The sequence below is a fragment of the Pseudomonas sp. JC1203 genome, from assembly GCF_056175065.1.
The window spans coordinates 219685-244635 of record NZ_JBWCAM010000010.1 but is presented as its reverse complement, the minus strand read 5'-3'; the positions used below and the strand labels follow the sequence as shown (position 1 = coordinate 244635).

The following is a 24951-nucleotide window of genomic DNA, read 5'->3' as shown; positions in this document are numbered from 1 at the left end:
ACACAAGTGATCGAAAATCTACGTAACATCGCCATCATCGCTCACGTTGACCATGGTAAAACCACCCTGGTAGACAAACTGCTGCGTCAATCGGGCACCCTGGAGCGCAACGAGCTCAACGACGAGCGCGTGATGGACTCCAACGACCAGGAGAAAGAGCGCGGTATTACCATTCTGGCGAAGAACACCGCCATCAACTGGAATGGCTACCACATCAACATCGTCGACACCCCCGGCCACGCCGACTTCGGCGGTGAAGTAGAGCGCGTGATGTCGATGGTTGACTCCGTTCTGCTGCTGGTTGACGCTCAAGACGGCCCTATGCCGCAAACTCGCTTCGTGACCAAGAAGGCTTTCGAAGCCGGCCTGAAGCCAATCGTCGTGATCAACAAGGTTGACCGTCCGGGCGCGCGTCCTGATTGGGTTCTGGACCAGATCTTCGATCTGTTCGACAACCTGGGCGCCACCGACGAACAGCTGGACTTCAAAGTCGTCTACGCCTCGGCCATCAACGGCATCGCCGGCCTGGACCACACCGACATGGCCGAAGACATGACCCCGCTGTACCAGGCGGTCGTGGATCACGTTCCAGCTCCAGCTGTTGACCGTGACGGCGCGTTCCAGATGCAGATCTCGGCTCTGGACTACAACAGCTTCCTGGGCGTCATCGGTGTTGGCCGTATCGCTCGCGGTCGCGTCAAGCCTAACACCCCGGTTGTGGCTATCAGCGCCGACGGCAAGCGCCGCAACGGTCGTATCCTGAAGCTGATGGGTCACCACGGCCTGCACCGCATCGACGTTGAAGAAGCAGCTGCCGGCGACATCGTCTGCATCAGCGGTTTCGACGAGCTGTTCATCTCCGACACCCTGTGCGACCCACTGACCGTCGAAGCCATGAAGCCGCTGACCGTCGACGAGCCAACCGTTTCCATGACCTTCCAGGTAAACGACTCGCCTTTCTGCGGTAAAGAAGGCAAGTTCGTGACCTCGCGTAACATCAAGGACCGTCTGGACAAAGAGCTGCTGTACAACGTTGCACTGCGCGTTGAAGAAGGCGACTCGGCTGACAAGTTCAAGGTTTCGGGCCGTGGTGAGCTGCACCTGTCGGTACTGATCGAAACCATGCGTCGCGAAGGCTTCGAGCTGGCCCTGGGCCGTCCTGAAGTGATCATTCGTGAAGTCGACGGCGTCAAGCAAGAGCCGTTCGAAAACGTGACCATCGACATCCCTGAAGAATCGCAGGGCAAGGTCATGGAAGAGATGGGCCTGCGTAAAGGCGACCTGACCAACATGGTGCCGGATGGCAAGGGCCGTGTTCGTCTGGAATACAACATCCCTGCTCGCGGCCTGATCGGTTTCCGTAACCAGTTCCTGACCCTGACCAACGGTGCTGGCATCCTGACCTCGATCTTCGACCGTTACGACACCGTCAAGTCGGGCCACATGTCGGGCCGTCAGAACGGCGTTCTGGTTTCGGTTGAAACCGGCAAGGCTCTGACCTACTCGCTGGAAACCCTGCAGGCTCGTGGCAAGCTGTTCGTGGAACACGGCCAAGAGATCTACAACGGTCAAATCGTCGGCCAGAACAGCCGCGACAACGACCTGGGCGTCAACCCTACCAAGGGCAAGAAGCTCGACAACATGCGTGCTTCGGGTAAAGACGAAACCATCGCCCTGGTTCCACCTGTTCGCTTCACCCTGGAACAGGCTCTGGAATACATCCAGGAAGACGAGCTGTGCGAAGTTACTCCTAAATCCATCCGTCTTCGCAAGAAGATCCTGGACGAAAGCGAGCGTACCCGCGCTGCCAAGAAAGCCAAGGTGTAAGCTAGCCTTCGCTGAATGAAAAACGCCCCCGGTCGAAAGGCCGGGGGCGTTTTTTTATGCCTTTATAAATCTGTAGTCGCAACACGCTTGTGTGGGTGCTGGCTTGCCAGCGAGCTGTTGATGCCCAAAAGCTCGCTGGCAAGCCAGCTCCCACAGGCAGTTTAGAACGTCGCGGGCTTTGGCTTATACGCGCAATAACCCGGCCGTGGGCCTACGCGCGGGTGGTTGCGGCAGGTGTCCGGGCGCTTGTCGTAGATAGTGCACAGGCGGCTCTTGCGGTCCAGGTACAGGCAATCGTTGTTGCTCATGCGCTGCAGGGTAAAGATCCCCGACTTCTGGTTGAAGCGCTCGACGATGCCGTCCTTCTGCAGGCGCTTGGCGATGTTCTTCGGCGGGTCGCCCAGTTCGAATTCGTCCACCACGCCAATGCGCACCAGATCCTTGATCTTCACCTCGACGGGCAGGGTGCAGCAGGTCGACATGCAGGCGCCGCACATGGGCTGGGTGAATTTCTGCCAGGTCTCCAGGCGGTCGACTTCGGCAGCGGCTATCAGGGTGGTCTTCATCAGGTTCGGTTTTTCGGGGTAATCGGGCGCGCGATGATACCGGTACTGGTGAAATTGTGAACAACCATTTGCCGGTTGGCCTGTTGCTGTTTCACGGTTCTTACAGAAAAGCGCGAACCTGGCCTTTCACCTCCTGTCGAACCGTCTAGGCTCACACAACCCCATCCTAAAAATCCGTCAACTTCCCCGAGGACGCATCAATGTCTCAGGAACCGCTTGTCCGTGAAGCAGAGGTGGCCGAATTTCGCGCCGCTGTACTCGCAAAACTCACATACGCGGTAGGCAAGGACCCGGATCATGCCTTTGATCATGACTGGTTCGAAGCCATCGCCCTGGCGGCCCGCGACCATATGGTCGAGCACTGGATGGACCACACCCGGCAGATCTACCGCAAGGCGCAGAAGCGGGTGTATTACCTGTCCCTGGAATTCCTGATCGGCCGGCTGTTGTACGACAGCCTCAGCAACCTGGGGCTGCTGGACATCGCCAAGGAGGCCCTCACCGACCTAGGCGTGGACCTTGAGCGCATTCGCCTGCTGGAGCCGGATGCGGCGCTGGGCAACGGCGGCCTTGGCCGGCTGGCGGCCTGCTTCATGGAAAGCATGTCCACCCTGGGCATCGCCGCCCACGGTTATGGCATTCGCTACGAGCACGGGCTGTTCCGCCAGGCCATCGTCGATGGCTGGCAGCAGGAGCAGACCGAGAACTGGCTGGATTTCGGCAACCCCTGGGAGTTCGAGCGCCCCGAGGTGATCTACCCGATCAGCTTCGGCGGCCATGTGGAAACCGTGCAGGACGCCGGCGGCCAGCAGAAGCAGGTGTGGTGGCCCGCCGAGACGGTACGGGCGGTGGCGTACGACACGCCCGTAGTGGGCTGGCGCGGTTCCAGCGTGAATACCCTGCGGCTGTGGCGTGCACGCGCGCTGGAAGAGCTGCACCTGGAACGCTTCAACGCCGGTGACCACTTGGGGGCGGTGGCCGAGGTGGCCCGGGCCGAAAGCATTTCGCGGGTACTGTACCCGGCCGACAGCACCGAGGCTGGCCAGGAGCTGCGCCTGCGCCAGGAATACTTCTTCGTCTCGGCGTCGCTGCAGGACCTGCTGCGCCGCCACCAGAACATTCACCCATCGCTGCTGAACCTGGCCGACGGCGCCGCTATCCAGCTCAACGACACCCACCCCTCCATCGCCGTGGCCGAGCTGATGCGCCTGCTGGTGGACACCCACGGCATTGCCTGGGACACCGCCTGGGACATCACCGTCAACACCCTGGCCTACACCAACCACACGCTGCTGCCCGAAGCGCTGGAAACCTGGCCGGTGGGACTGATGGAGCGCATGCTGCCGCGGCACATGCAGATCATCTACCTGATCAACGCCTACCACATCGATTCGCTGCGGGCCAAAGGCATCCACGACTTCGACGTGCTGCGCGCGGTGTCGCTGATCGAGGAAGACAACGGCCGCCGCGTGCGCATGGGCAACCTGGCGTTCCTGGGCTCGCACAGCGTCAACGGCGTGTCGGCGCTGCACACCAAGCTGATGCGCAGCACGGTGTTTGCGCAAATGCACAAGCTGTACCCGGACCGCATCAACAATAAAACCAATGGCATCACCTTCCGCCGCTGGCTGTTCCAGTCCAACGGCGAGCTGACGTCGATGCTGGTGGACGCCCTGGGCGAGGACGTGCTCGACCATCCCGAGCAACGCCTCAAGGACCTGGAACCCTTCGCCGACAAGCCCGAGTTCCGCAAACGTTTCGCCGCCCAGCGCCTGAGCAGCAAGAAGGCGCTGGCGCGCATCATCCAGGACCGGCTGGGCGTGGCCATCAACCCTGAGGCCATGTTCGACGTGCAGGTGAAGCGGATCCACGAGTACAAGCGCCAGCTGCTCAACCTGCTGCACACCGTGGCGCTGTACCAGGCCATTCGCGCCGAGCCGGGCACGCAGTGGGTGCCGCGGGTGAAAATCTTCGCCGGCAAGGCGGCCGCCAGTTACCACCAGGCCAAGCTGATCATCAAGCTGGCCAACGACATCGCGCGTACGGTCAACAACGACCCCACCGTAAGGGGCCTGTTGAAAGTGGTGTTCCTGCCCAACTACAACGTCAGCCTGGCGGAAAGCATCATTCCAGCAGCTGACCTGTCCGAGCAGATTTCCACCGCAGGCTATGAGGCCTCGGGCACCAGCAACATGAAGTTCGGCCTCAACGGCGCGCTCACCATCGGCACCATGGACGGCGCCAACGTGGAGATGAGCGAACTGATCGGCACCGAGCACATGTTCATTTTCGGCCTGACCGCGCAGCAGGTGGAGGCGCGCAAACGCGCCGGCGAGTTCAACGCCAGCGGCGACATTGCTGCGTCCCACCGCCTCAACGACGTGCTGCAGGCCATTCGCGGCGGGGTGTTCTCGCCGGACGACTCGGCCCGTTATGCCGGCCTGATCGACGGCCTGATCGCCTACGACCGCTTCCTGGTGTGCGCCGACTTCGATGCCTACTGGGACGCGCAGAAACGCGTGGAGGACCTGTGGCACGACCCGGCAAGCTGGTGGCGCTCGGCAGTGCTGAACACCGCGCGCACCGGCTGGTTCTCGTCCGACCGCACCATTCGCGAATACGCCGAGGACATCTGGAAGGCGCTGGAATAACCTGACTCATCTGTTGAACGCCATGCCATGTGGGAGTGGGCTCTGCCCACGAAAAGAACACCGCGGTGCTCCAGTAAAACCGCGGTGTTCTTTTCGCGGGCAGAGCCCGCTCCCACAAGAGCCCTTGATGAATAGCCCTTTATGGCAGCTCCTGGTTGTTGGGATATCCGTCAGCAAATACTGGCCCAATCGATATACTGTCGCCCTGCCATGGACTTGTGACACCGGTTAGGGAAATCGATCATGCAATGGGTATTGCTGTTGCTGGGCCTCGCGCTGGGCGCCGCGTTCGATGAATCCATCGACGGCGCGCTCATTGGCGGGCTGCTGGGCCTGGGTTTTGGCCAGGCCTTGCGGCTGGGTGCACTGACGCGCCGCAGCGAGGAGCAACGCCTGGCCCTGGCCGCGATGCAACTGCGCGTGCAGGCGCTGGAAAGCAAGGCCCCTGCGGCTGCCGCAGCGCAGGGGCCAGAGCCTGTCGAGCTGGAATGGGAGCTGCCGGCTACTGCGCCAGAGCCCACGCCAGAGCCCACTCCAGAACCCGCCACTGCCGACGCCTGGGCCACCGAGCCCCGGCAGCCGGGCGCACCGGATATCTTCAGCAAGGCTTTCGACGCCGCCCGCGGCTGGCTGCTGGGTGGCAACACCGTCCTGCGTGTAGGCCTGGTGCTGCTGTTCCTGGGCCTGGCGTTCCTGCTGCGCTACGCCACCGAAAACGTCGTGGTGCCGGTGGAGCTGCGCTACGCCGGCGTGGCGGCCAGTGCCCTGGCATTGCTGGGGCTGGGCTGGTGGCTGCGGCGCAAGCGCCGCGGCTACGGCCTGCTGCTGCAAGGGGCAGGGGTGGCGGTGCTGTACCTGACCATCTTCGCCGCCATGCGCCTGCATTCGTTGCTCGACCCCGGCCCGGCCATGGGCCTGCTGGTGGCGGTGACGCTGTGCTCGGCCATCCTCGCCGTGCTGCAGGATGCCCTGGGCCTGGCCTGCGCGGCTGCCCTGGGCGGCTTTGCCGCGCCTATCCTGGCGTCTACCGGGGCAGGCAGCCAGGTGGCGCTGTTCAGCTATTTCGCCCTGCTCAACGCCGGCATTCTCAGCATTGCCTGGTTCAAGGCCTGGCGCCTACTGAACCTGATCGGCTTCCTTGGCACCTTCGGCATCGGTTTCGCCTGGGGCGCGCGCTCCTACGCGCCTGAGTTGTTCTGGAGCACGGCGCCTTTCCTGTGGCTGTTCTTCGCCATGTACCTGGCCATCGGCCTGCTGTTTGCCCGCCGCACCCTGCTGGACAGCCCGGCGCCGCCTGCCGACGCCGACCGCGCCACGCTGCTGCGTTGGGCTGCGCGCCAGGGTGACTACGTGCACGGCACTATCCTGTTCGGGCCGCCGCTGGTGGGCTTCGGCCTGCAATGGGCATTGATCCGCCACCTGCAGTTCGGGCCTGCCTTCAGCGCCCTGGCCATGGGCGCCATCTACATGGTGCTGGCGTGGCTGCTGGCGCGGCGCGCGCCGCAGCGGGCCACGCTGCTGACCGAAACCTGCCTGGTGCTGGCGGTGATCTTCACCAGCCTGGCCATACCCCTGGGGCTGGACGCGCACGGCACCACCAGCGCCTGGGCATTGGAAGGCGCGGGCTTGTATTGGTTGGGGCTGCGCCAGCAACGCCGCCTGGCGCGCTGGTTCGCCCTGCTGCTGCAGGTGGCGGCGGCCGCGTATTGCCTGTTCGACCTGAGCCCCTTGCCCTACCTGCTGCTGGCGGTGGCTGGCCTGGCCTGCGCCTGGCGCCAGCACGTGGAACAGCCGGGCAGCAAGCTGGGCCCCGTGCTGCTGGTGTGGGGCGGGCTGTGGTGGTTGCTGGCGTGTGCCAGCGCCGTGTGGCGATGGGTGCCGTGGCCGTTGGACGCTGCGGCGCTGTTGATGGCCTTCAGCGCCAGCGCCGCCGTGGCCTGCGCCCTGGCACCGCGCCTGCGCTGGCGGGGCCTGGCGCACGTGGCGCTGATGCTGGTGCCGCTGGCCTGGCTGCTGCTGCCGTATGGCTGGGGCCACAGTTTTCACATCGGCGCCCAGCTGGGCTGGCTGGCGTGGCCGCTGGTATTGGTGGTGCATTTCTGGTCGCTGCGGCGCCTGCCTGAATGGGTGGGCACGCGGGTACTCACCATCAGCCACGTGCTGGGGGCCTGGCTGCTGACCGCGCTGCTGGCGCTGGAGCTCAGCTATGGCCTCGAGCAGTTGGCCGGCTACTACAACGCCTGGCGCTGGCTGGGCTGGGCAGTGTTCCCGGCGCTGTTCCTGCTGGCCATGGCCAGCCCGCGCGAATGGCCGTGGCCGGTGGCCAGTTATCCACAGGCCTACCGCTGGTGGGCCGCCTGGCCGTTGGCGTGCGCCATGCTGGGCTGGCTATGGCTGGCCAACTTCTTCAGTGACGGTGCGGCCGAGCCGCTGCCCTACCTGCCACTGGTCAACCCGCTGGAGCTGGGCCTGCTGCTGGTGACCTACGCCCTGTTCATGTGGGCGCGGCGCTTTGACAGCCGCCTGCGCAGCCTGCGGGTGCGCGGGCCAGTCACCTGGTTGCTGGCGGCCACGCTGTTCGCGGTGCTCACGGCCATGGTCATGCGCACCGCCCACCATTACGCCGGCTTGCCCTATGATCTGCAGGCCCTGCTGGGTTCGATGCTGGTACAGGCCAGCCTGTCGATTCTGTGGACGCTGATCGCGCTGGGCCTGATGATTGGTGGCCACCTGCGCGGGCGGCGTGAGGTGTGGCTGGTAGGGGCGGGCCTGATTGCCGTGGTGGTGGCCAAGCTGTTCTTTGTCGAACTGAGCAACCACGGTGGGCTGGCGCGAATCGTCTCGTTCATCGGGGTGGGCGTGCTGTTGCTGGTGGTGGGGTATTTCGCCCCATTGCCGCCACGGCGAACTGAAACGGCGGGGGCCGATTCCTGATATGGGGCGCATGATCAAGACGTGGTGTGGGGTAATGGGCTTGTGTGCCGTACTGTCGGCCATGGCCCAGGAGCAACCGAACGACTTTGCCAACCAGGTGCCGCTGAGCACCAGTGGCCAAGGCCCGTGGTACCGCCTGGAGTTGCCGCTGGCGTTGCAGTTGGGCGCGCGCCAGGCCGACCTGGGCGATATTCGCGTATTCAATGCTGCCGGCGAGCCCCAGGCATACGCCCTGGTGCATGAGCCGGCGCGGCACGCGCAAGGCGAGCACCAGGCCAGCGTGAAGTGGTTCCCGCTGTACGACGCCGCCGAAACCGCGCCGGGTACGCCCAAGGTGCGGGTGCAGACCGGGCCCAATGGCAACCTCATCGAGGTGCAGCCCGAAGAAGAGCTGGAGGCGGGCGAGGAGGTGCTGCGCGGCTGGTTGCTGGACACCAGCGCCATCAAGGAACCGCTGACCCAACTGAGCCTGGACTGGAGCAGCGAGCGCGAAGGCTTCCAGCGCTTCACCGTCGAGGCCAGCGACGACCTGCAGCATTGGCGGCCTTGGGGGGAGGGGCAGGTAGCGCGCCTGTCGTTTGCCGACGAGCGCATTGAACAGCACGAAGTCAGCCTGCCAGGCCTGCCGGCGCGCTACCTGCGGCTGCTGTGGCAGGTGCCGCAGTCGGCGCCGGTGCTCAGCCAGGTGCTGGTGCAAAGCAGCGCCAGCAGCGCCGTGCCGCCGCCGCTGGTGTGGTCGGAACCGATCAAGGGCAGCAGCGCCAAGGCCAACCAGTACGTGTGGATGCTGCCGGCCGCGCTGGCGGTGGAGCGCGTGCAGGTCGACCTGGACCAGCCCAACAGCCTGGCGCCGGTGGAGCTGCTGGGCCGCTACGACCTCAACGGTAGCTGGGAACCGCTGGAAAGCGGCTTGCTGTACCGGCTGACCCAGAACGGCCAGGACGCGGTACAGAGCGAGTTGCCCATGCGCGGCGAAACCCTGCGCCAGCTGAAGCTTGAGGTGGACGACCGCGGCGGCGGCCTGGGCGCCGAGGCGCCGCTGCTGCGGGTGGCGGTGCGCCCCGTGCAGCTGGTGTTCCTGGCCCGTGGCGCCGGCCCTTACCGGCTGGCCATCGGCAACCCCACGGCCGTGGGCGCGCAGCTGCCGCTGAGCACCCTGATTCCCGATGTGGATGAGCAGCGCCTGGCCGCCCTGGGCGTGGCCGAGCCCGCCGTGACCCCGGTGATCGTCGCGCCACCGCCACCCTCGGCCGCCACGCCTGCATCCAACTGGAAGCGCATCAGCCTGTGGCTGGTACTGGTGATCGGCGTGCTGGCGCTGGCGGCCATGGCCGTAAGCCTTGCAAGGGCGAAGCCGGGCAGCCGCTGAGGCCATAAGCGTCACCTGCGGGCGTTTTCGGACTACGCTTGAGCGGGTGGCGTGAACCTTTATCGTTACAGCCCTGTCTGAAGGGCTGGAACCGCGCCCCTATCGCTCGCTAGGTTGTGAATGAGCCTGTAAACTGCGCGGGTTTTTCCCCACCCCAATCTCCGGAGCCGTCCATGTCCCGCGTTACCCTGAGTCGCTATTTGATTGAGCAGACCCGCAGCAACAAGACCCCTGCCGATCTGCGCTTCCTTATCGAAGTGGTGGCGCGCGCATGCAAAGAGATAAGCCACGCTGTGTCCAAGGGCGCCCTGGGCGGCGTGCTGGGCAGCATGGGCACTGAAAACGTGCAGGGCGAAGTGCAGAAGAAGCTGGACGTACTGTCCAACGACATCCTGCTGGAGTCCAACGAGTGGGGTGGCCACCTGGCCGGCATGGCGTCCGAGGAGATGGACAATGCCTACCAGATCCCTGGCCAGTACCCCAAAGGCGCCTACCTGCTGGTGTTCGACCCGCTGGACGGCTCGTCCAACATCGACGTCAACGTGTCGGTCGGTACCATCTTCTCGGTGCTGCGTTGCCCAACCGAGTACCTGACCCAGAACGACAGCCTCAACGAGCAGGCTTTCCTGCAGAAGGGCACTGAGCAGGTCGCCGCCGGCTACGCCATCTATGGCCCGCAGACCATGCTGATCCTGACCCTGGGCAACGGCGTCAAAGGTTTCACCCTGGATCGCGAGATGGGCAGCTTCGTGCTGACCCACGAGAACATCAGCATCCCGGAAACCACCGCCGAGTTCGCCATCAACATGTCCAACCAGCGCCACTGGGAAGCCCCGGTGAAGCGTTACGTCGGTGAGCTGACCGCTGGTGAAGAAGGCCCGCTGAAGAAGAACTACAACATGCGCTGGATCGCCTCGATGGTGGCCGACGTGCACCGTATTCTCACCCGTGGCGGCCTGTTCATGTACCCGCGCGACGACCGTGAGCCAGAAAAGCCAGGCAAGCTGCGCCTGATGTACGAAGCCAACCCGATGTCGTTCCTGGTGGAACAGGCCGGCGGCGCTTCCACCAACGGCCACCAGCGCATCCTCGACATCCAGCCTGAAGGCCTGCACCAGCGCGTGGCAGTGTTCCTGGGTTCGAAGCAGGAAGTGGAGCGCGTGACCGCGTACCACAAGGAATAACATCCTGCGGTAAAAAAAATGCCCCCATCACTGGGGGCATTTTTGTTTTCAGATGCGGAAGCTGCCAACCAGCTGCTTCAACCGCGACACTTGCTGCTCAAGCTCGCTGCACGCGCGCAGGGTGGACTGCAGGTTCTCCACGCCTTCCTGGTTCAGCGTGTTGATCTCGGTGATGTCCACGTTGATGGCTTCCACCACGGCGGTCTGCTCTTCGGTGGCGGTGGCCACCGACTGGTTCATGCCGTCGATCTCGCCGATGCGCTGGGTCACGCTGCTCAGGCGCTGACCGGCCTGGTTGGCGATACCCACGCTCTGCTCGCTCTGGCTCTGGCTTTCGGTCATGGTGCCCACGGCTTCGCGGGCGCCTACCTGCAGCTCCTCGATGATTTTCTGCACTTGCTGCGCCGAGTCCTGGGTGCGGTGCGCCAGGTTGCGCACCTCGTCGGCTACCACCGCGAACCCACGGCCGGCATCACCGGCGCGGGCTGCTTCGATGGCGGCGTTCAGCGCCAGCAGGTTGGTCTGCTGCGAGATGCTGGTGATCACCTCGAGGATCTGGCCAATGTTCACCGTGTTGGCGTTCAGGGTCTCGATGTTGCCGCACGAGTCGCTGATTTTCGCCGAGAGCTGGCCCATCACCTCGATGGTCTTGTTCACCACCTGCTGGCCGTCTTCAGCCAGGCTGCGCGCGTCGCTGGAATGCTGCGAGGCCAGGGCTGCGTTCTGGGCGATTTCCTGGGCGGCGGCGCCCAACTCGTTGATGGCCGCGGCCACGCTGCTGGTGCGGCTGACCTGCTGGTCGGAGTTGAGCATCGACGAGTTGGAGGCGCTGACCACCTGCAGGGCTACCTCGTTGACGCGGCCCGTGGCCGAGGACACCTCGCGAATGGACTCGTGAATGCGCTCCACGAAGCGGTTGAACGATTGCGCCAGGGTGCCGAATTCGTCGTTGGCGTGGATCACCAGGCGCTTGGTCAGGTCGCCTTCGCCTTCGGCGATGTCATGCATGGCGCGGCCCATCACGTGCAGCGGCTCCATCAGCACGCGAATCAGCAGACCCAGCAGGGCGATGATGATCACCACGGCAATCACCGTGGCCACCAGCGCCGAATTGCGGAACTCGCCGAGCATGGCGTAGGCCGCGTCCTTGTCCAGCACCAGCGCCACGTACCAGTCGGCCGACGGCACGCCGTTTACGCGGGTGAAGGAGATGAACTGGGTCTTGCCATTGACTTCAACTTCCTTGAGGCCCGGCGACACCTGCGGCGCGCCTTGTGGATAAGCTTCCGCAAGGTTCTTGAGGTCCAGCTTGACGTCCGGGTGGATCAGGATCTTGCCGTCGCCGGTGACGATGAAGGCATGGCCATGGCCGCCAAAGTTCAGCGAGTTGATGATGTCGCTGATGCTGGTCAGGTCAATGTCCGCACCGGCCACGCCGATGAACTGGTTGTCATGGCGCACCGGGGTAGCGATGGTGATCACCAACTTGCCCGAGGAGGCGGCGATGTAGGGTTCGGTGACGATGGTCTGCTGGGCAGTGTTGGCCGCCTTGAACCAGCCGCGCTGGCGCGGGTCGTAGTCAGCCGCGCGGTTGCCCGCAGGCACCGAGAACATCACGCCGTTCTGGCCGCCGAAGTAGGTCAGCTGGAAGTTGCTGGAGTACGCCGGCAAGCCCACGCTGCGCGCCAGGCTTGGCGCCGAGTCGCCATCCACTGCCACTTGCTGGCCCAGGGACTGCAGCAATTGGATGCGGCTTTCCAGCCACGTCTGGATGTTGCTGGTGGTCAACAGGCCCAGCTGCTTCATCGAGGCTTCGGTGTTTTCATGCAACGTCGCCCGTTGGCGATAGTCGTTGAATGCCATGAAGCACGAGAACGCCAGGGCAACGATGAGGGCGGCCGCGATCAGGATCTTGTGGCTGAATTTCAGGTTTTTTGTCATTGGGGTGATCTGTACGCAAAGGGGCTGATCAAACGGGGGGTGGCAATCTGCCAGATACACGCAGATAGCGCTATCTACTGTCGGCCGAAAAAACGTGAAGATTAATGTACGGTTTGGTGAGTTGACCGGCGGGCAGGGCGGGGCTGGCATAAATGCCCAAGGCGGCCGGGAACCAGAACGCGATTTTCTCTTCTAAGCTCTAGCTGGCAGCCAAGCCGGCACTACTGTCCAGGAGTGACCTTTCATGTCTTTGCGTTCCCTCGCCCTGTTGTCGTTCTGCGTGTTGCTTGCCGCATGCAACAAGATCAACCAGGAAAACTATTCGCAGATCAAGGCGGGCATGACCAAACCTGAAATCGAGAAGCTGCTGGGCAGCCCCACCGATTGCTCCGGCGCGCTGGGCATGTCCAGCTGCACCTGGGGTGACAAGAACAGCTTCATCAGCGTGCAGTACGCCGGTGACAAAGTGGTCATGTATTCCGGGCAGGGCCTGAAATGAGCCGTTTGAAGATGGTGGCCATGCTGCTGGGCGGCATGGCGGCAGGTGCGCTGCTGGCCGGCTGCGCCAACAAGGCCACTGACCCGCTGGCGCCGCGCACCGTGGACCAGGTCGACCTCAAGCGTTACCAGGGTACCTGGTACGAACTGGCGCGCCTGCCCATGTTCTTCCAGCGCAATTGCGTGCAGTCCGAGGCGCACTACCGCCTCAAGCCTGACGGCAACATTGCCGTGCTCAACCGCTGCCGCACCGCCAGCGGCGAGTGGGAAGAAGCCACCGGCACCGCGTCACCGCAGGTGCCGGGCAAAACCGACAAGTTGTGGGTGGTGTTCGACAACTGGTTCTCGAAGATCCTGCCGGGCGTGGCCAAGGGCGACTACTGGGTGCTGTACGTGAGCGACGACTACAAGCACGCCATCGTCGGCAACCCGGACCGCAAGTACCTGTGGCTGCTGTCGCGCACACCGACCGTGTCGCGCGAGGTGCGTGAAGAGCTGCTGGCCAAGGCGCAGCAGCAGGGCTATGACACCACCAAGCTGATCTGGCGCAAATAAATAGCCTGTGGGAGCTGGCTTGCCAGCGAGCTGTTGGGGCCTGAAAGCTCGCTGGCAAGCCAGCTCCCACACAGATTAAGGCGGGGGTCAGGCGAGAAGGTCGCGTAGCACCTGAGCGAAAGCCGTTGCGCTTTCGCGCTCTTGCGCATGCAGGCCGTCACTGACCACCTGCTTGCCGTTTACCCACACATCACGCACCTGGCGGTCACCGCCGGCAAACAGCCAGCGGTTGAGAATGCCGTCGCCGCTGGCGGTGGCCAGGTACGGGTCGTCGCCATCCAGCACCAGCCAGTCGGCGCGGCTGCCCACGCGCAGTTCACCGATGGCCTGCCCCAGCGCCTGGGCGCCGCCCTGCAGGGCAGCGTCGTAAAGCGTGCGGCCGACCATGGGCTGCTCGGCGCCGTACAGGCGGTTGCGGCGCTGGTCGCGCAGGCGCTGGCCGTATTCCAGCCAACGCAGTTCCTCTACCACGCTGAGCGACACATGGCTGTCGGAGCCGATGCCCATACGCCCGCCCTGGGCCAGGAAGTCCACGGCCGGGAAAATACCATCGCCCAGGTTGGCCTCGGTGGTCAGGCACAGCCCGGCCACGGCGCGGCTCTGGGCCATGCGCCGTACTTCGTCGGCATCGGCGTGGGTGGCGTGCACCAGGCACCAGCGTTCATCCACCGGTACGTTGTCGTACAGCCATTGCAGCGGGCGCTTGCCGCTCCAGGCCAGGCAGTCGTTGACCTCTTTCATCTGCTCGGCGATGTGGATATGCACCGGCGCACCCGGGTCGCTGGCGGCCAGCACCTGGTTGATCTGCTGCGGGGTAACCGCGCGCAGCGAGTGGAAGCACAGGCCCAGGCGCTGCGCCGGTTGCTCGGCAAGTATCGGCGCCAGGCGCTGTTGCAGCGCAAGGTAGGCGTCGGTGCTGTTGATGAACCGGCGCTGGCCATCGTTCGGTGCCTGCCCGCCGAAACCGGAGTGGCTGTACAGCACCGGCAGCAGGGTCAGGCCGATACCGCTGCTGGCCGCCGCCTGGCTGATCTGCCGTGACAGCTCGGCCGGGTCGCCATAAGCCTTGCCTTGCTGGTCATGGTGCACGTAGTGGAATTCGGCCACGGCGGTGTAGCCGGCCTTGAGCATCTCGATGTACAGCTGGCGGGCGATGACGCCCAACTGCTCGGGGCTGATCTTGCCAACCAGGCGGTACATCAGGTCGCGCCAGGTCCAGAAACTGTCGTTGGGGTTGCCCGCCACTTCGGCAAGGCCGGCCATGGCGCGCTGGAAAGCGTGGGAGTGCAGGTTGGGCATGCCCGGCAGCAGCGGGCCCTTCAGAGGCGTGGCATTCTCGGCACTGGCGTTGGCCTGCAGCTGGGTGATCAGGCCGTCGGCGCCCACCTCGATGCGGACCTTTTCGGCCCAACCGGTGGGCAACAACGCACGTTCGGCAAAGAAAGCGGACATCGACACTTACCTCATCAGGTTTATTTGTATATACATATACAGACGTTTGCCTGCCCGGTAAACTGCGGCAAGCTATCCATCTATCGTTTCAGATTGGCTTAACAGAAGGATTTCCCGTGTCGACTCCGCCCGTAGTTTCTCCACTGGTTGCCCAGATGGGCGAAAGTCCGGCACCGCTCTATGCCCGCGTCAAACAGATGATCGCCGGGCAAATCCAGAACGGCACCTGGCCGCCGCACCATCGTGTGCCGTCCGAAAGCGAGCTGGTTACCCAGTTGGGTTTCAGCCGCATGACCATCAACCGCGCCCTGCGCGAACTCACCGCCGAAGGGCTGCTGGTACGCATGCAGGGCGTAGGCACCTTTGTGGCCGAGCCCAAGAGCCAGTCGGCGCTGTTCGAGGTGCACAACATCGCCGATGAAATTGCCTCGCGCGGCCACCGCCACCGCTGCCAGGTGATCATGCTGGCGGAGGAAGCCGCTGGTTCCGAGCGCGCGCTGGCGCTGGACATGCGCGAAGGGCAGAAGGTATTCCACTCGCTGATCGTGCATTTCGAGAACGACATCGCCGTGCAGATCGAAGACCGCTACGTGAACGCGGTGGTGGCGCCGGACTACCTCAAGCAGGACTTTACCCAGGAAACGCCCTACGCTTACCTGTCCAGGGTGGCCCCGCTGACCGAGGGTGAGCACGTAGTTGAAGCCATCCTGGCTGATCCGTCGGAGTGCAAGCTGCTGCAGATTGAGCCGGGCGAGCCTTGCCTGCTGATTCGCCGCCGCACCTGGTCGGGGCGCACGCCGGTAACGGCCGCGCGGCTTATCCACCCCGGCTCCCGTCACCGCCTGGAAGGAAGGTTCAGCAAATGAACAGCATCAAGCACCTGCGCGCCGCCGGTTACCCGCGTATGCCGTGGAAGAACGGCGGTGGCAGCACCGAGGAAATCACCCGTGACGGCGGCGACGGCCTGGATGGTTTCGGCTGGCGCCTGTCGATCGCCGACATCGGCGAGTCGGGCGGCTTTTCAAGCTTCGCCGGCTACCAGCGGGTGATCACCGTGCTGCAGGGCGCAGGCATGGTGCTGACCGTGGACGGTGAAGCCAGCCGCGAGCTGCAGCCGTTCGATGCCTTTGCCTTCAAGGGTGACAGCGCCGTGTCTTGCGCCCTGGTGGGCGGCGCTATTCGCGACTTCAACCTGATCTACGCGCCGGCCCGTTACCGCGCCCGTGTGCAATGGCTGGAAGCGCCGCAACGGCTGTTCAGCGCGGCGCATACGGTGTTGGTGTTCAGCGTGGCAGACGCGCTGACCGTCAAGGCTGGCGCCAACACGCAAATCCTCGGCCTGTACGATTGCCTGCAAATCGAAACCGCCGCTCTCACCGAGCTGACCATCGATGGTCACTGCTGCCTGATCGAAATCTCCCCGCTCTAATACCTGCCCCCGTAATCTTGGGCTGCGGCCGGACGCAGCCTTCGGCAGCTGCTACGGTTACTGCGGGGCTGCACTATTTTGTTACCGATTGCCCCATAGGGGCGCAAAATTCCCACTCGAACGGGCGAATGGCCAAGCCGCCAAACGCCTCGAAATTTTTTTTCATCGCCTCGCAACCCGCTTCCCACCTGCTTTCTGCCCTCGGAACAAGTCGCGCGCCGCAAACTTGGCAACTCAATTGCATATGCTTGTACATACAAGTAAATACGTGCACGGATCAGTGCACTCACATGCTGAGGAGTCTCGTACGTGACTGACAATGCCCAAAACAAATTCCGTGACGTTGAAATTCGTGCCGCCCGCGGTACCAAGCTGACCGCCAAGAGCTGGCTGACAGAAGCGCCGCTGCGCATGCTGATGAACAACCTCGACCCGCAAGTGGCCGAGAACCCCAAGGAATTGGTGGTGTACGGCGGCATCGGCCGTGCGGCGCGCAACTGGGAGTGCTACGACAAGATCGTCGAGAGCCTGACCCACCTCAATGACGACGAAACCCTGCTGGTGCAGTCGGGCAAGCCGGTAGGCGTGTTCAAGACCCACAGCAACGCCCCGCGCGTGCTGATCGCCAACTCCAACCTGGTGCCGCACTGGGCCAACTGGGAACACTTCAACGAACTGGACGCCAAGGGCCTGGCCATGTACGGCCAGATGACCGCCGGCAGCTGGATCTACATCGGCAGCCAGGGCATCGTCCAGGGCACCTACGAAACCTTCGTCGAAGCCGGCCGCCAGCACTACAACGGCAGCCTCAAGGGCAAGTGGGTACTGACCGCCGGCCTGGGCGGCATGGGCGGCGCGCAGCCGCTGGCCGCAACCCTGGCCGGTGCCAGCTCGCTGAACATCGAATGCCAGCAGAGCCGCATTGATTTCCGCCTGGCCAGCCGCTACGTCGACGAGCAGGCCAGCGACCTGGACGACGCCCTGGCGCGCATCGCCAAGTACACCGCCGAAGGCAAGGCCATCTCCATCGCCCTGCTGGGCAACGCTGCCGAGATCCTGCCGGAACTGGTGAAGCGCGGCGTGCGCCCGGACATGGTCACCGACCAGACCAGCGCCCACGACCCGCTGAACGGCTACCTGCCCGCCGGCTGGACCTGGGAGCAGTACCGTGACCGCGCCCAGACCGACCCGGCCGCCGTGGTGAAAGCCGCCAAGCAGTCGATGGCCGTGCACGTGCAAGCCATGCTCGACTTCCAGAAGCAGGGCATCCCCACCTTCGACTACGGCAACAACATCCGCCAGATGGCCAAGGAAGAGGGCGTGGCCAACGCTTTCGACTTCCCAGGCTTTGTGCCGGCCTACATCCGCCCGCTGTTCTGCCGCGGCATCGGCCCATTCCGCTGGGCTGCGCTGTCGGGTGACGCCGAGGACATCTACAAGACCGACGCCAAGGTCAAGGAACTGATCTCCGACGACGACCACCTGCACAACTGGCTGGACATGGCGCGCGAGCGCATCAGCTTCCAGGGCCTGCCGGCGCGTATCTGCTGGGTTGGCCTGGGCCAGCGCGCCAAGCTGGGCCTGGCGTTCAACGAAATGGTCCGCCGCGGCGAGTTGTCGGCCCCGGTAGTGATCGGCCGCGACCACCTGGACTCGGGTTCGGTGTCCAGCCCCAACCGCGAAACCGAAGCCATGCAGGACGGCAGCGACGCCGTGTCCGACTGGCCGCTGCTGAACGCCCTGCTGAACACCGCCAGCGGCGCTACCTGGGTGTCGTTGCACCACGGCGGCGGCGTGGGCATGGGCTTCAGCCAGCACTCGGGCATGGTCATCGTCTGCGACGGCACCGATGAAGCCGCCGAGCGCATCGCCCGCGTGCTGCACAACGACCCGGCCACCGGCGTCATGCGCCACGCCGATGCCGGCTACCAGATCGCCATTGACTGCGCCAAGGAGCAGGGCCTGAACCTGCCTATGATCAAAGGCTGATCAACAGGTGTGGGCGCTGGCTTGCCAGCGAGCTTTTCAGGGCCCCCAAAAGCTCGCTGGCAAGCCAGCTCCCACAATCCTGAGATTGGCTTCCAAATTGCTTGTATGTACAAGCATAGGTGATTGCCTGGTGCGGGCTAGTAACACTTTCTCTCATTCGACTTTGCAGGAAGGTTAACGATGGCGCAGAAATTCAGCTTGTTGGGTTCATTGGCCCTGGGCGCAGTATTGCTGGCGGGCTTGCCGCTGGCGCAGGCCAAGGAATGGACCTCGGTCAACATCGCGACCGAAGGCTCCTACGAGCCCTGGAACGTGACCCTGCCTGGCGGCAAGATCAGCGGCTTCGAGCCCGAGCTGATGGAAATTCTCTGCCAGCGCATGAAGCTTACGTGCAACATCTCGGTGCAGAACTGGGATGGCATGATCGCCAGCCTCAACGCCGGCAAGTTCGACGTGCTGATGGACGCCGTGGTCATCACCGAAGACCGCAAGAAAGTCATGGCCTTCTCCATTCCCTACGCGCGCACCCCGGCAAGCTTCGTTGCCCTGGACGCCAACGTGCTGCCAGGCAAGCCGGGCGGGGCCAACGAAATTACCCTGGGCACCGACGAGAAGCAGATTGGCGAAGCCATCGAAGGCCTGCGCAAGGCCCTGAAGGGCAAAACCATCGGTATCGCCTCGGGCACCATCTACACCCCCTTCATCGACGACCACTTCAAGGACGTCGCCACCATCCGCGAATACAACGCCTCGGCGGACACCATCCTCGACCTGCAGGCCGGGCGTATCGACGTGGCGTTCGACGACGTGACCTTCCTCGACTCGCTGAAAGCCAAGGACGAGAACAAGAACCTGGCCTACACCGGCCCGCAAATCGGCGGCCCGATCTGGGGCGAAGGCGAGGCCCTGGGCTTCCGCCAGGCCGATGCGGACCTGAAGGCCAAGTTCGACGCCGCGCTGAAAGAGGCGCTGGCCGACGGCACGGTGAAAAAGCTCAGCGAGAAGTGGTTCAAGCTCGACCTTACGCCCAAGTCGTAAGCGTGGCGGGGCCGGCGCCTGCGGGCGCCGGGTGTTCAATGATTGCAGTGGTGGGAAAACCTCATGAATCTCTTGCAGATGCTCAGCTTCGGTGACACCGGTTGGGGCATGGCCTTGCTCAAGGCAGCGGCCATGACCTTGCTGTTGACCCTGGCGGCGTTGCTGATCGGCGCCCTGGTGGGCAGCCTGGTGGCGGCGGCGAAACTCTCGCGCCAGCGCAGTGTGCGCTACCTGGGCGATGCCTACTCGATCCTGTTCAGAGGGATTCCTGAACTGCTGGTGATCTACCTGTTCTACTTCGGCGGCGCCAGCGTGGTGTCGGCCATCAATCACTGGTTCGGTGGCCAGGGCTATGTCGACGTGCCGCCGTTCCTGGTGGGCGCCATCGCCGTGGGCCTGATCTCGGCGTCGTACCAGGCCGAGGTCTACCGTGGCGCGTTCATCGCCGTGGCCAAGGGCGAACTGGAAGCGGCGCTGGCCATTGGCATGAGCCGTGGCATGCGCATTCGCCGCGTGCTCATCCCGCAAATCTGGCGTTACGCGTTGCCGGGGCTGGGCAACGTCTGGCAGATGAGCCTCAAGGACTCGGCACTGATCTCGGTCATCGGCCTGGTCGAGTTGATGCGCGCCAGCCAGGTGGCCGCCGGCTCCACCCGCCAGTACTTCACGTTCTACATCGTTGGCGGGGTGTGCTACCTGATCCTCACCGGCCTGTCGGGGCGCCTGTTCAACATTGCCGAAAACCGCGTGCTGCGCACCCAGCGCCGCAACCCGGCCCAATCCTGAGAAAGGGGAATTGTGATGATCGACTTTGCCTTTCTCGCCGACACCATGCTCAAGCTGCTGGGTGCGCTGCCCACCACGCTGACGCTGTTTTTCTCGTCCCTGCTGCTGGGGCTGATCCTGTCGCTGGGCGTGGTGTCCATGCGTGTCAGCCGCTGGTGGTTCCTGAGCTACCCGGCGCGCTTCTACATCATGCTGTTCCGCGGCACGCCGCTGCTGATCCAGATGTTCCTCATCTACTACGGCCTTGGCCAGTTCCCGGCCATCCGCGACAGTTTCCTGTGGGTGGTGCTGAAATCGCCCTACGGCTGCGCCGTGGTGTCGCTGGCCATGTGCACCGCCGGCTACACCGCGGAAATCATCCGTGGCGGCCTGCAGAGCGTGCCTCACGGCCAGATCGAAGCCGGCCAGGCGGTGGGCATGAACCGCTTCACCCTGCTGTACCGGGTGATCGGCCCGGTCACCCTGCGCCAGGCGCTGCCGGCCTATTCCACCGAGGCCATCCTGCTGGTGAAGTCCACCGCCCTGGCGAGTCTTGTGACCGTGTGGGACGTGACCGGCGTGGCCCAGCAGATCATCCAGCGCACCTACCGCACCATGGAAGTGTTCATCTGCGCGGCGCTGATCTATCTGGTGCTGAATTTCCTGGTGGTGCGGGCCGTGGCCTGGATCGAGCATCGGCTGTCGCCGCACCTGCGCGAGCGGCCCCAGGGCCAGCCCGTGGTGCCTGCGCCTGAAGCCTCTACCCATTCCTGATTGCAGCGGAGCTTGTCATGAGTACTCAATTCCAGACCGCCCTGTCGGTTGCCAATATTCACAAGGCGTTCGGTGCAACCCAGGTGCTGAAGGGCATTTCCCTGGACGCGCACAAGGGCGACGTCATCTCCATCCTGGGCGCCAGCGGCTCGGGCAAAAGTACCTTCCTGCGCTGCATCAACCTGCTGGAAACCCCGGACGAGGGCAGCATTGTCCTCGACGGCGAGGCCATCGAGATGAAGCGCCACCGCGACGGCCGCCTGCTGCCGGGCAACCGCCGCCAGGTGGAAGCCATGCGCAGCAAGCTGGGCATGGTGTTCCAGAGCTTCAACCTGTGGTCGCACATGACCGTGCTGCAGAACGTCATCGAAGGCCCGATGCGCGTGCTCAAGCGCTCGCGCGCCGAATGCGTGGAAGAGGCCGAACAGCTGCTGCACAAGGTAGGCCTGTACGAGCGCCGCGACTACTACCCGGCGCACCTGTCGGGCGGCCAGCAGCAGCGCGTGGCCATCGCCCGGGCGCTGGCCATGAACCCCCAGGTGATGCTGTTCGACGAGCCTACCTCGGCGCTCGACCCGGAACTGGTGGGCGAGGTGCTGCGGGTGATGCGCTCGCTGGCCGAAGAGGGCCGCACCATGCTGGTGGTCACCCACGAGATGGGCTTCGCGCGCCATGTCTCCAACCGCGTGGTGTTCATGCAGGGCGGCCAGATCGACTGCCAGGGCACCCCCGCCGAATTGTTCGAAGGCCTGCCGACCGAGCGTTTCCGCCAGTTCGTTTCCAGCCATCAACAGCGCAACGCCGAGTAAAACGCTACCTAACCTGAGGATCGTTGTATGGCTGGTTCAGTTGACCGTGCTGCAAGCACGCCATTGATCGAAAAACGCTCAATCGACTACATTCCCGAATCCGAGCGCCATGGTCGGTTATTCAGCCAGTTCACCCTGTGGCTGGGCGCCAACCTGCAGATCACCGCCATTGTCACCGGTGCCCTGGCCGTGGTGCTGGGTGGCGATGTGTTCTGGTCGCTGGTGGGCTTGTTCGTCGGTCAACTGCTGGGTGGCGGGGTAATGGCCCTGCACGCCGCGCAAGGCCCGCGCCTGGGCTTGCCGCAGATGATCTCCAGCCGGGTGCAGTTCGGCGTCTACGGCGCGGTGATCCCGCTGGTGCTGGTGTGCCTGATGTACATCGGTTTCTCGGCCAGCGGTTCGCTGCTGGCGGGGCAGGCCATCGCCCAGCTGCTGCAGGTGGATGACTGGCAAGGCATCGTCATCTTCGCCGCCCTGATCGTGGTGCTGACCATCTTCGGCTACCGGGTTATCCACATGATCGGCCGCGTCGCCAGCGTGCTCGGTGTCATCGCCTTCATGTACCTGTTCTACCGCCTGCTGGCCGGCAACGACGTTGGCGCGCTGCTGGGCAACAAGCACTTCTCCCTGAGCAGCTTCCTGCTGGCGATTTCCCTGTCGGCGTCCTGGCAGATCGCCTTCGGCCCGTACGTGGCCGACTACTCGCGCTACCTGCCGAGCAGGACCTCGGTGGCCGGCACCTTCTGGGCCGTGGGCCTGGGCGCGGTGATCGGCGCGCAGGCGTCCATGGTGTTCGGCGTGTTCGCCGCCGCCCTGGCTGGCGCGCAGTTCGCCCACCACGAAGTGTCGTTCATCGTCGGCCTGGGCGGCACCGGCGCGGTCGCGGCGCTGCTGTACTTCAGCGTGGCGTTCGGCAAGGTCACCGTCACCACGCTCAATGCCTACGGCAGCTTCATGTCCATCGCCACCATCATCAGTGGCTTCCGCGGCAACCGCCATATCTCCAGCGCCCTGCGCCTGACCTACATTTTCCTGATGGTGGGCATGGCCACCCTGCTGGCGGTGCTGGGCAAGGACTCGTTCCTCAAGGACTTCTCGGCCTTCATCCTGTTCCTGCTGGCGTTCTTCACGCCCTGGAGCGCCATCAACCTGGTGGACTTTTACTGCATCACCAAAGAGCGCTACGACATTCCGGCGCTGTCCAACCCCGATGGCCGCTACGGCCGCTGGAACATCCCCGGCATCACCATCTACGTGATCGGTGTGGTGATCCAGATGCCGTTCATCTCCACCCACTTCTACACCGGCCCGCTGGTGGCCAGCCTGGGCGACACCGACATTTCCTGGATCATCGGCCTGGTGGTGCCGGCGGTGCTGTATTACCTGGTGGCCAAGCGCTGGCACGGCGCGGTGCCAGACCGCCTGATCCTGCCGGACGAGCAGCCTGCAGCCCCGGCAGCAGCAGGGAAGGCTATACCTCAGGGGACCTTCTGACGTGTGAGAGCCGCCCATGTTCCCCGATACCCTGACCTTCTCCATCGCCGACTGGGTCAACCGTGGCGTCGACGCCCTGGTGACCCGCTACGGCGATCTGTTCCGGCAGGTGTCCGATTCGCTGCTGTGGCTGATCGTGCGCCTGGAAAGCGGCCTGCGCCTGCTGCCCTGGTGGTTGCTGCTGCTGATTGTCGGGGGCATAGCCCTGCACGCCACGCGCCGGCTGTTCAGTGCGCTGGTGATCATGGCGCTGCTGTTTCTGGTAGGCGCGGTGGGGCTGTGGGACAAGCTGCTGCAAACCCTGGCGCTGATGCTGGTGGCCACGGTGATCTCGGTGCTGATCGGCATTCCCCTGGGCGTGCTGGCCGCGCGCAGCAAGCGCCTGCGCGCGGTGCTGATGCCGCTGCTGGACATCATGCAGACGCTGCCCAGCTTCGTGTACCTGATACCGGTGTTGATGCTGTTTGGCCTGGGCAAGGTGCCGGCTATCTTCGCCACGGTGATCTACGCCGTACCGCCGCTGGTGCGCCTGACCAGCCTGGGCATTCGCCAGGTGGACCGCGAGGTGATGGAGGCGGTCAACGCGTTCGGCGCCAGCCGCTGGCAGCAGTTGTTCGGGGTGCAGTTGCCGCTGGCCATGCCCAGCATCATGGCCGGGGTCAACCAGACCACCATGATGGCGCTGTCGATGGTGGTCATCGCCTCGATGATCGGCGCGCGCGGCCTGGGCGAGGACGTGCTGGTGGGTATCCAGACCTTGAACATCGGCCTGGGCCTGGAAGCCGGGCTGGCGATTGTCATCCTGGCGGTGGTCATCGACCGCATCACCCAGGCCTATGGCCGCCCGCGCCACGAGGTGCGGTCATGATCGAGGTGCGCAACGTGTCCAAGGTGTTCGGGGTGAAACCCGAGCGGGCGCTGGCCCTGCGCGCCGAGGGCGCCAGCAAGGAGCAGATACTGGCGGCCACCGGCTGCGTGATCGGCGTCGACGACCTGTCGCTGACCGTGGAGGCGGGCGAGATCTTCGTGATCATGGGCCTGTCGGGCTCGGGCAAGTCGACCCTGGTGCGCCACCTCAACCGGCTGATCGATCCTACCAGCGGGCAGATTCTGGTCGATGGCCAGGACATCCTCGGCTACGACCGCCGCGCCCTGCGCGAATTTCGCCGGCACCAGGTCAGCATGGTGTTTCAAAGCTTCGGCCTGCTGCCCCACCGCACCGTGCTGGAAAACGTTGCCTATGGCCTGAAAGTGCGGGGCGAAAGCCGCCAGCAGTGTGCCGAGCGTGCCGCCCACTGGATAGCCGCGGTGGGCCTGCAGGGGTACGAACACGCCTGGCCGGCGCAATTGTCGGGCGGCATGCGCCAGCGCGTCGGGCTGGCGCGGGCGCTGGCGGCCGACACGCCGATCATTCTCATGGACGAGGCCTTCAGCGCCCTCGACCCGCTGATTCGCGCCGAAATGCAGGACCAGTTGCTGGCGCTGCAGCAAGGCCTGCACAAGACCATCGTGTTCATCACCCACGACCTGGACGAAGCTGTCCGGCTGGGCAACCGCATTGCCATCCTGCGCGACGGCCGCCTGATTCAGGTCGGCGCTGCGCAGGACATTCTTCATCACCCGGCCGACGACTACGTGGATCGTTTCGTTCGCCGCCGGGTGGCCACTTATTAAGG

At 64.3% G+C, this 24951-nt stretch carries 20 protein-coding genes and 1 pseudogene; 17 read left to right on the top strand and 4 right to left on the bottom strand.

Translation table 11 applies throughout. From position 1 onward, the window contains the following. Positions 1-6: 6 nt before the first annotated feature. Complete coding sequence (gene typA, locus AC0SZ7_RS17110) at positions 7-1827, top strand: translational GTPase TypA (RefSeq protein WP_475505474.1); 1821 nt, start codon at positions 7-9, stop codon at positions 1825-1827. 161 nt (positions 1828-1988) lie between these two features. Here typA and AC0SZ7_RS17105 read toward each other — a convergent pair whose 3' ends face one another. After that, positions 1989-2396 carry a YkgJ family cysteine cluster protein gene (locus AC0SZ7_RS17105; protein WP_475505488.1) on the bottom strand — a complete coding sequence of 136 codons (408 nt, stop codon included), beginning with the start codon at positions 2394-2396 and terminating at the stop codon, positions 1989-1991. A gap of 197 nt (positions 2397-2593) precedes the next feature. Here AC0SZ7_RS17105 and AC0SZ7_RS17100 point away from each other — a divergent pair, with 197 nt between their 5' ends. From AC0SZ7_RS17100 to AC0SZ7_RS17085, 4 genes are all read left to right on the top strand, one after another. Further along, on the top strand, positions 2594-5044 hold the full coding sequence (locus AC0SZ7_RS17100) for a glycogen/starch/alpha-glucan phosphorylase (protein ID WP_475505473.1): 2451 nt from the start codon (positions 2594-2596) through the stop codon (positions 5042-5044). A gap of 243 nt (positions 5045-5287) precedes the next feature. Next, positions 5288-7978: a DUF2339 domain-containing protein gene (locus tag AC0SZ7_RS17095; protein WP_475505472.1), complete on the top strand. Its 2691-nt coding sequence runs from the start codon at positions 5288-5290 to the stop codon at positions 7976-7978. Positions 7979-7988: 10 nt separating this feature from the next. Beyond that, entirely contained in the window at positions 7989-9347 is a 1359-nt protein-coding gene (locus AC0SZ7_RS17090; RefSeq protein WP_475505471.1) for a DUF3999 domain-containing protein, read from the top strand. 173 nt (positions 9348-9520) lie between these two features. Then, entirely contained in the window at positions 9521-10531 is a 1011-nt protein-coding gene (locus tag AC0SZ7_RS17085; protein ID WP_475505470.1) for a class 1 fructose-bisphosphatase, read from the top strand. A 48-nt stretch (positions 10532-10579) separates the two neighbouring features. On the opposite strand, the gene AC0SZ7_RS17080 is transcribed toward AC0SZ7_RS17085, so the two are convergent. Next, positions 10580-11344, bottom strand: a complete 765-nt coding sequence (locus tag AC0SZ7_RS17080) for a methyl-accepting chemotaxis protein (RefSeq protein WP_475505487.1) — start codon at positions 11342-11344, stop codon at positions 10580-10582. A gap of 90 nt (positions 11345-11434) precedes the next feature. Further along, positions 11435-12394: pseudogene (locus AC0SZ7_RS17075) on the bottom strand (HAMP domain-containing protein); the annotation flags it as partial. A 322-nt stretch (positions 12395-12716) separates the two neighbouring features. Here AC0SZ7_RS17075 and bamE point away from each other — a divergent pair. Together bamE and AC0SZ7_RS17065 are read left to right on the top strand one after the other, a co-directional pair. Beyond that, positions 12717-12971, top strand: coding sequence for an outer membrane protein assembly factor BamE domain-containing protein (gene bamE, locus AC0SZ7_RS17070; RefSeq protein WP_416422008.1), 255 nt, complete (start codon positions 12717-12719; stop codon positions 12969-12971). Beyond that, positions 12968-13525 (top strand): lipocalin family protein, encoded by a 558-nt coding sequence (locus AC0SZ7_RS17065; protein ID WP_475505469.1) that lies wholly within the window; start codon positions 12968-12970, stop codon positions 13523-13525. The genes bamE and AC0SZ7_RS17065 overlap by 4 nt, the downstream gene beginning before the upstream one ends. Positions 13526-13612: 87 nt before the next feature. Here the strand turns inward: AC0SZ7_RS17065 and AC0SZ7_RS17060 are convergent, their stop codons facing one another. Continuing rightward, the gene (locus AC0SZ7_RS17060) at positions 13613-14977 is read right to left on the bottom strand and encodes a formimidoylglutamate deiminase (RefSeq protein ID WP_475505468.1); all 1365 of its coding nucleotides are present in this window, start codon (positions 14975-14977) and stop codon (positions 13613-13615) included. Between the two features lie 155 nt (positions 14978-15132). Here AC0SZ7_RS17060 and hutC point away from each other — a divergent pair, with 155 nt between their 5' ends. The 10 genes from hutC to AC0SZ7_RS17010 all read left to right on the top strand — a co-directional run bounded on the left by hutC (position 15133) and on the right by AC0SZ7_RS17010 (position 24949). Next, on the top strand, positions 15133-15843 hold the full coding sequence (gene hutC, locus AC0SZ7_RS17055) for a histidine utilization repressor (RefSeq protein WP_416427524.1): 711 nt from the start codon (positions 15133-15135) through the stop codon (positions 15841-15843). Then, positions 15840-16406, top strand: coding sequence for a HutD/Ves family protein (locus AC0SZ7_RS17050; RefSeq protein WP_475505467.1), 567 nt, complete (start codon positions 15840-15842; stop codon positions 16404-16406). Before hutC ends, AC0SZ7_RS17050 begins: the two co-directional genes overlap by 4 nt. Before the next feature lie 309 nt (positions 16407-16715). Continuing rightward, a complete protein-coding gene (gene hutU, locus AC0SZ7_RS17045; protein ID WP_475505466.1) occupies positions 16716-18395 on the top strand; it encodes a urocanate hydratase in 1680 nt (559 codons plus the stop codon). A gap of 180 nt (positions 18396-18575) precedes the next feature. Next, positions 18576-19433 carry a transporter substrate-binding domain-containing protein gene (locus AC0SZ7_RS17040; protein WP_475505465.1) on the top strand — a complete coding sequence of 286 codons (858 nt, stop codon included), beginning with the start codon at positions 18576-18578 and terminating at the stop codon, positions 19431-19433. Between the two features lie 63 nt (positions 19434-19496). Further along, on the top strand, positions 19497-20219 hold the full coding sequence (locus AC0SZ7_RS17035) for an ABC transporter permease (protein WP_475505464.1): 723 nt from the start codon (positions 19497-19499) through the stop codon (positions 20217-20219). Between the two features lie 15 nt (positions 20220-20234). Then, on the top strand, positions 20235-20972 hold the full coding sequence (locus AC0SZ7_RS17030) for an ABC transporter permease (RefSeq protein ID WP_475505463.1): 738 nt from the start codon (positions 20235-20237) through the stop codon (positions 20970-20972). A gap of 17 nt (positions 20973-20989) precedes the next feature. Further along, positions 20990-21781: an ABC transporter ATP-binding protein gene (locus AC0SZ7_RS17025; protein WP_027979857.1), complete on the top strand. Its 792-nt coding sequence runs from the start codon at positions 20990-20992 to the stop codon at positions 21779-21781. 27 nt (positions 21782-21808) lie between these two features. Beyond that, entirely contained in the window at positions 21809-23275 is a 1467-nt protein-coding gene (locus AC0SZ7_RS17020; RefSeq protein WP_475505462.1) for a purine-cytosine permease family protein, read from the top strand. A 16-nt stretch (positions 23276-23291) separates the two neighbouring features. After that, entirely contained in the window at positions 23292-24143 is an 852-nt protein-coding gene (locus AC0SZ7_RS17015; RefSeq protein WP_475505461.1) for an ABC transporter permease, read from the top strand. Continuing rightward, the gene (locus AC0SZ7_RS17010) at positions 24140-24949 is read left to right on the top strand and encodes a quaternary amine ABC transporter ATP-binding protein (RefSeq protein ID WP_416422018.1); all 810 of its coding nucleotides are present in this window, start codon (positions 24140-24142) and stop codon (positions 24947-24949) included. Before AC0SZ7_RS17015 ends, AC0SZ7_RS17010 begins: the two co-directional genes overlap by 4 nt. The last annotated feature ends 2 nt before the right edge of the window (positions 24950-24951 follow it).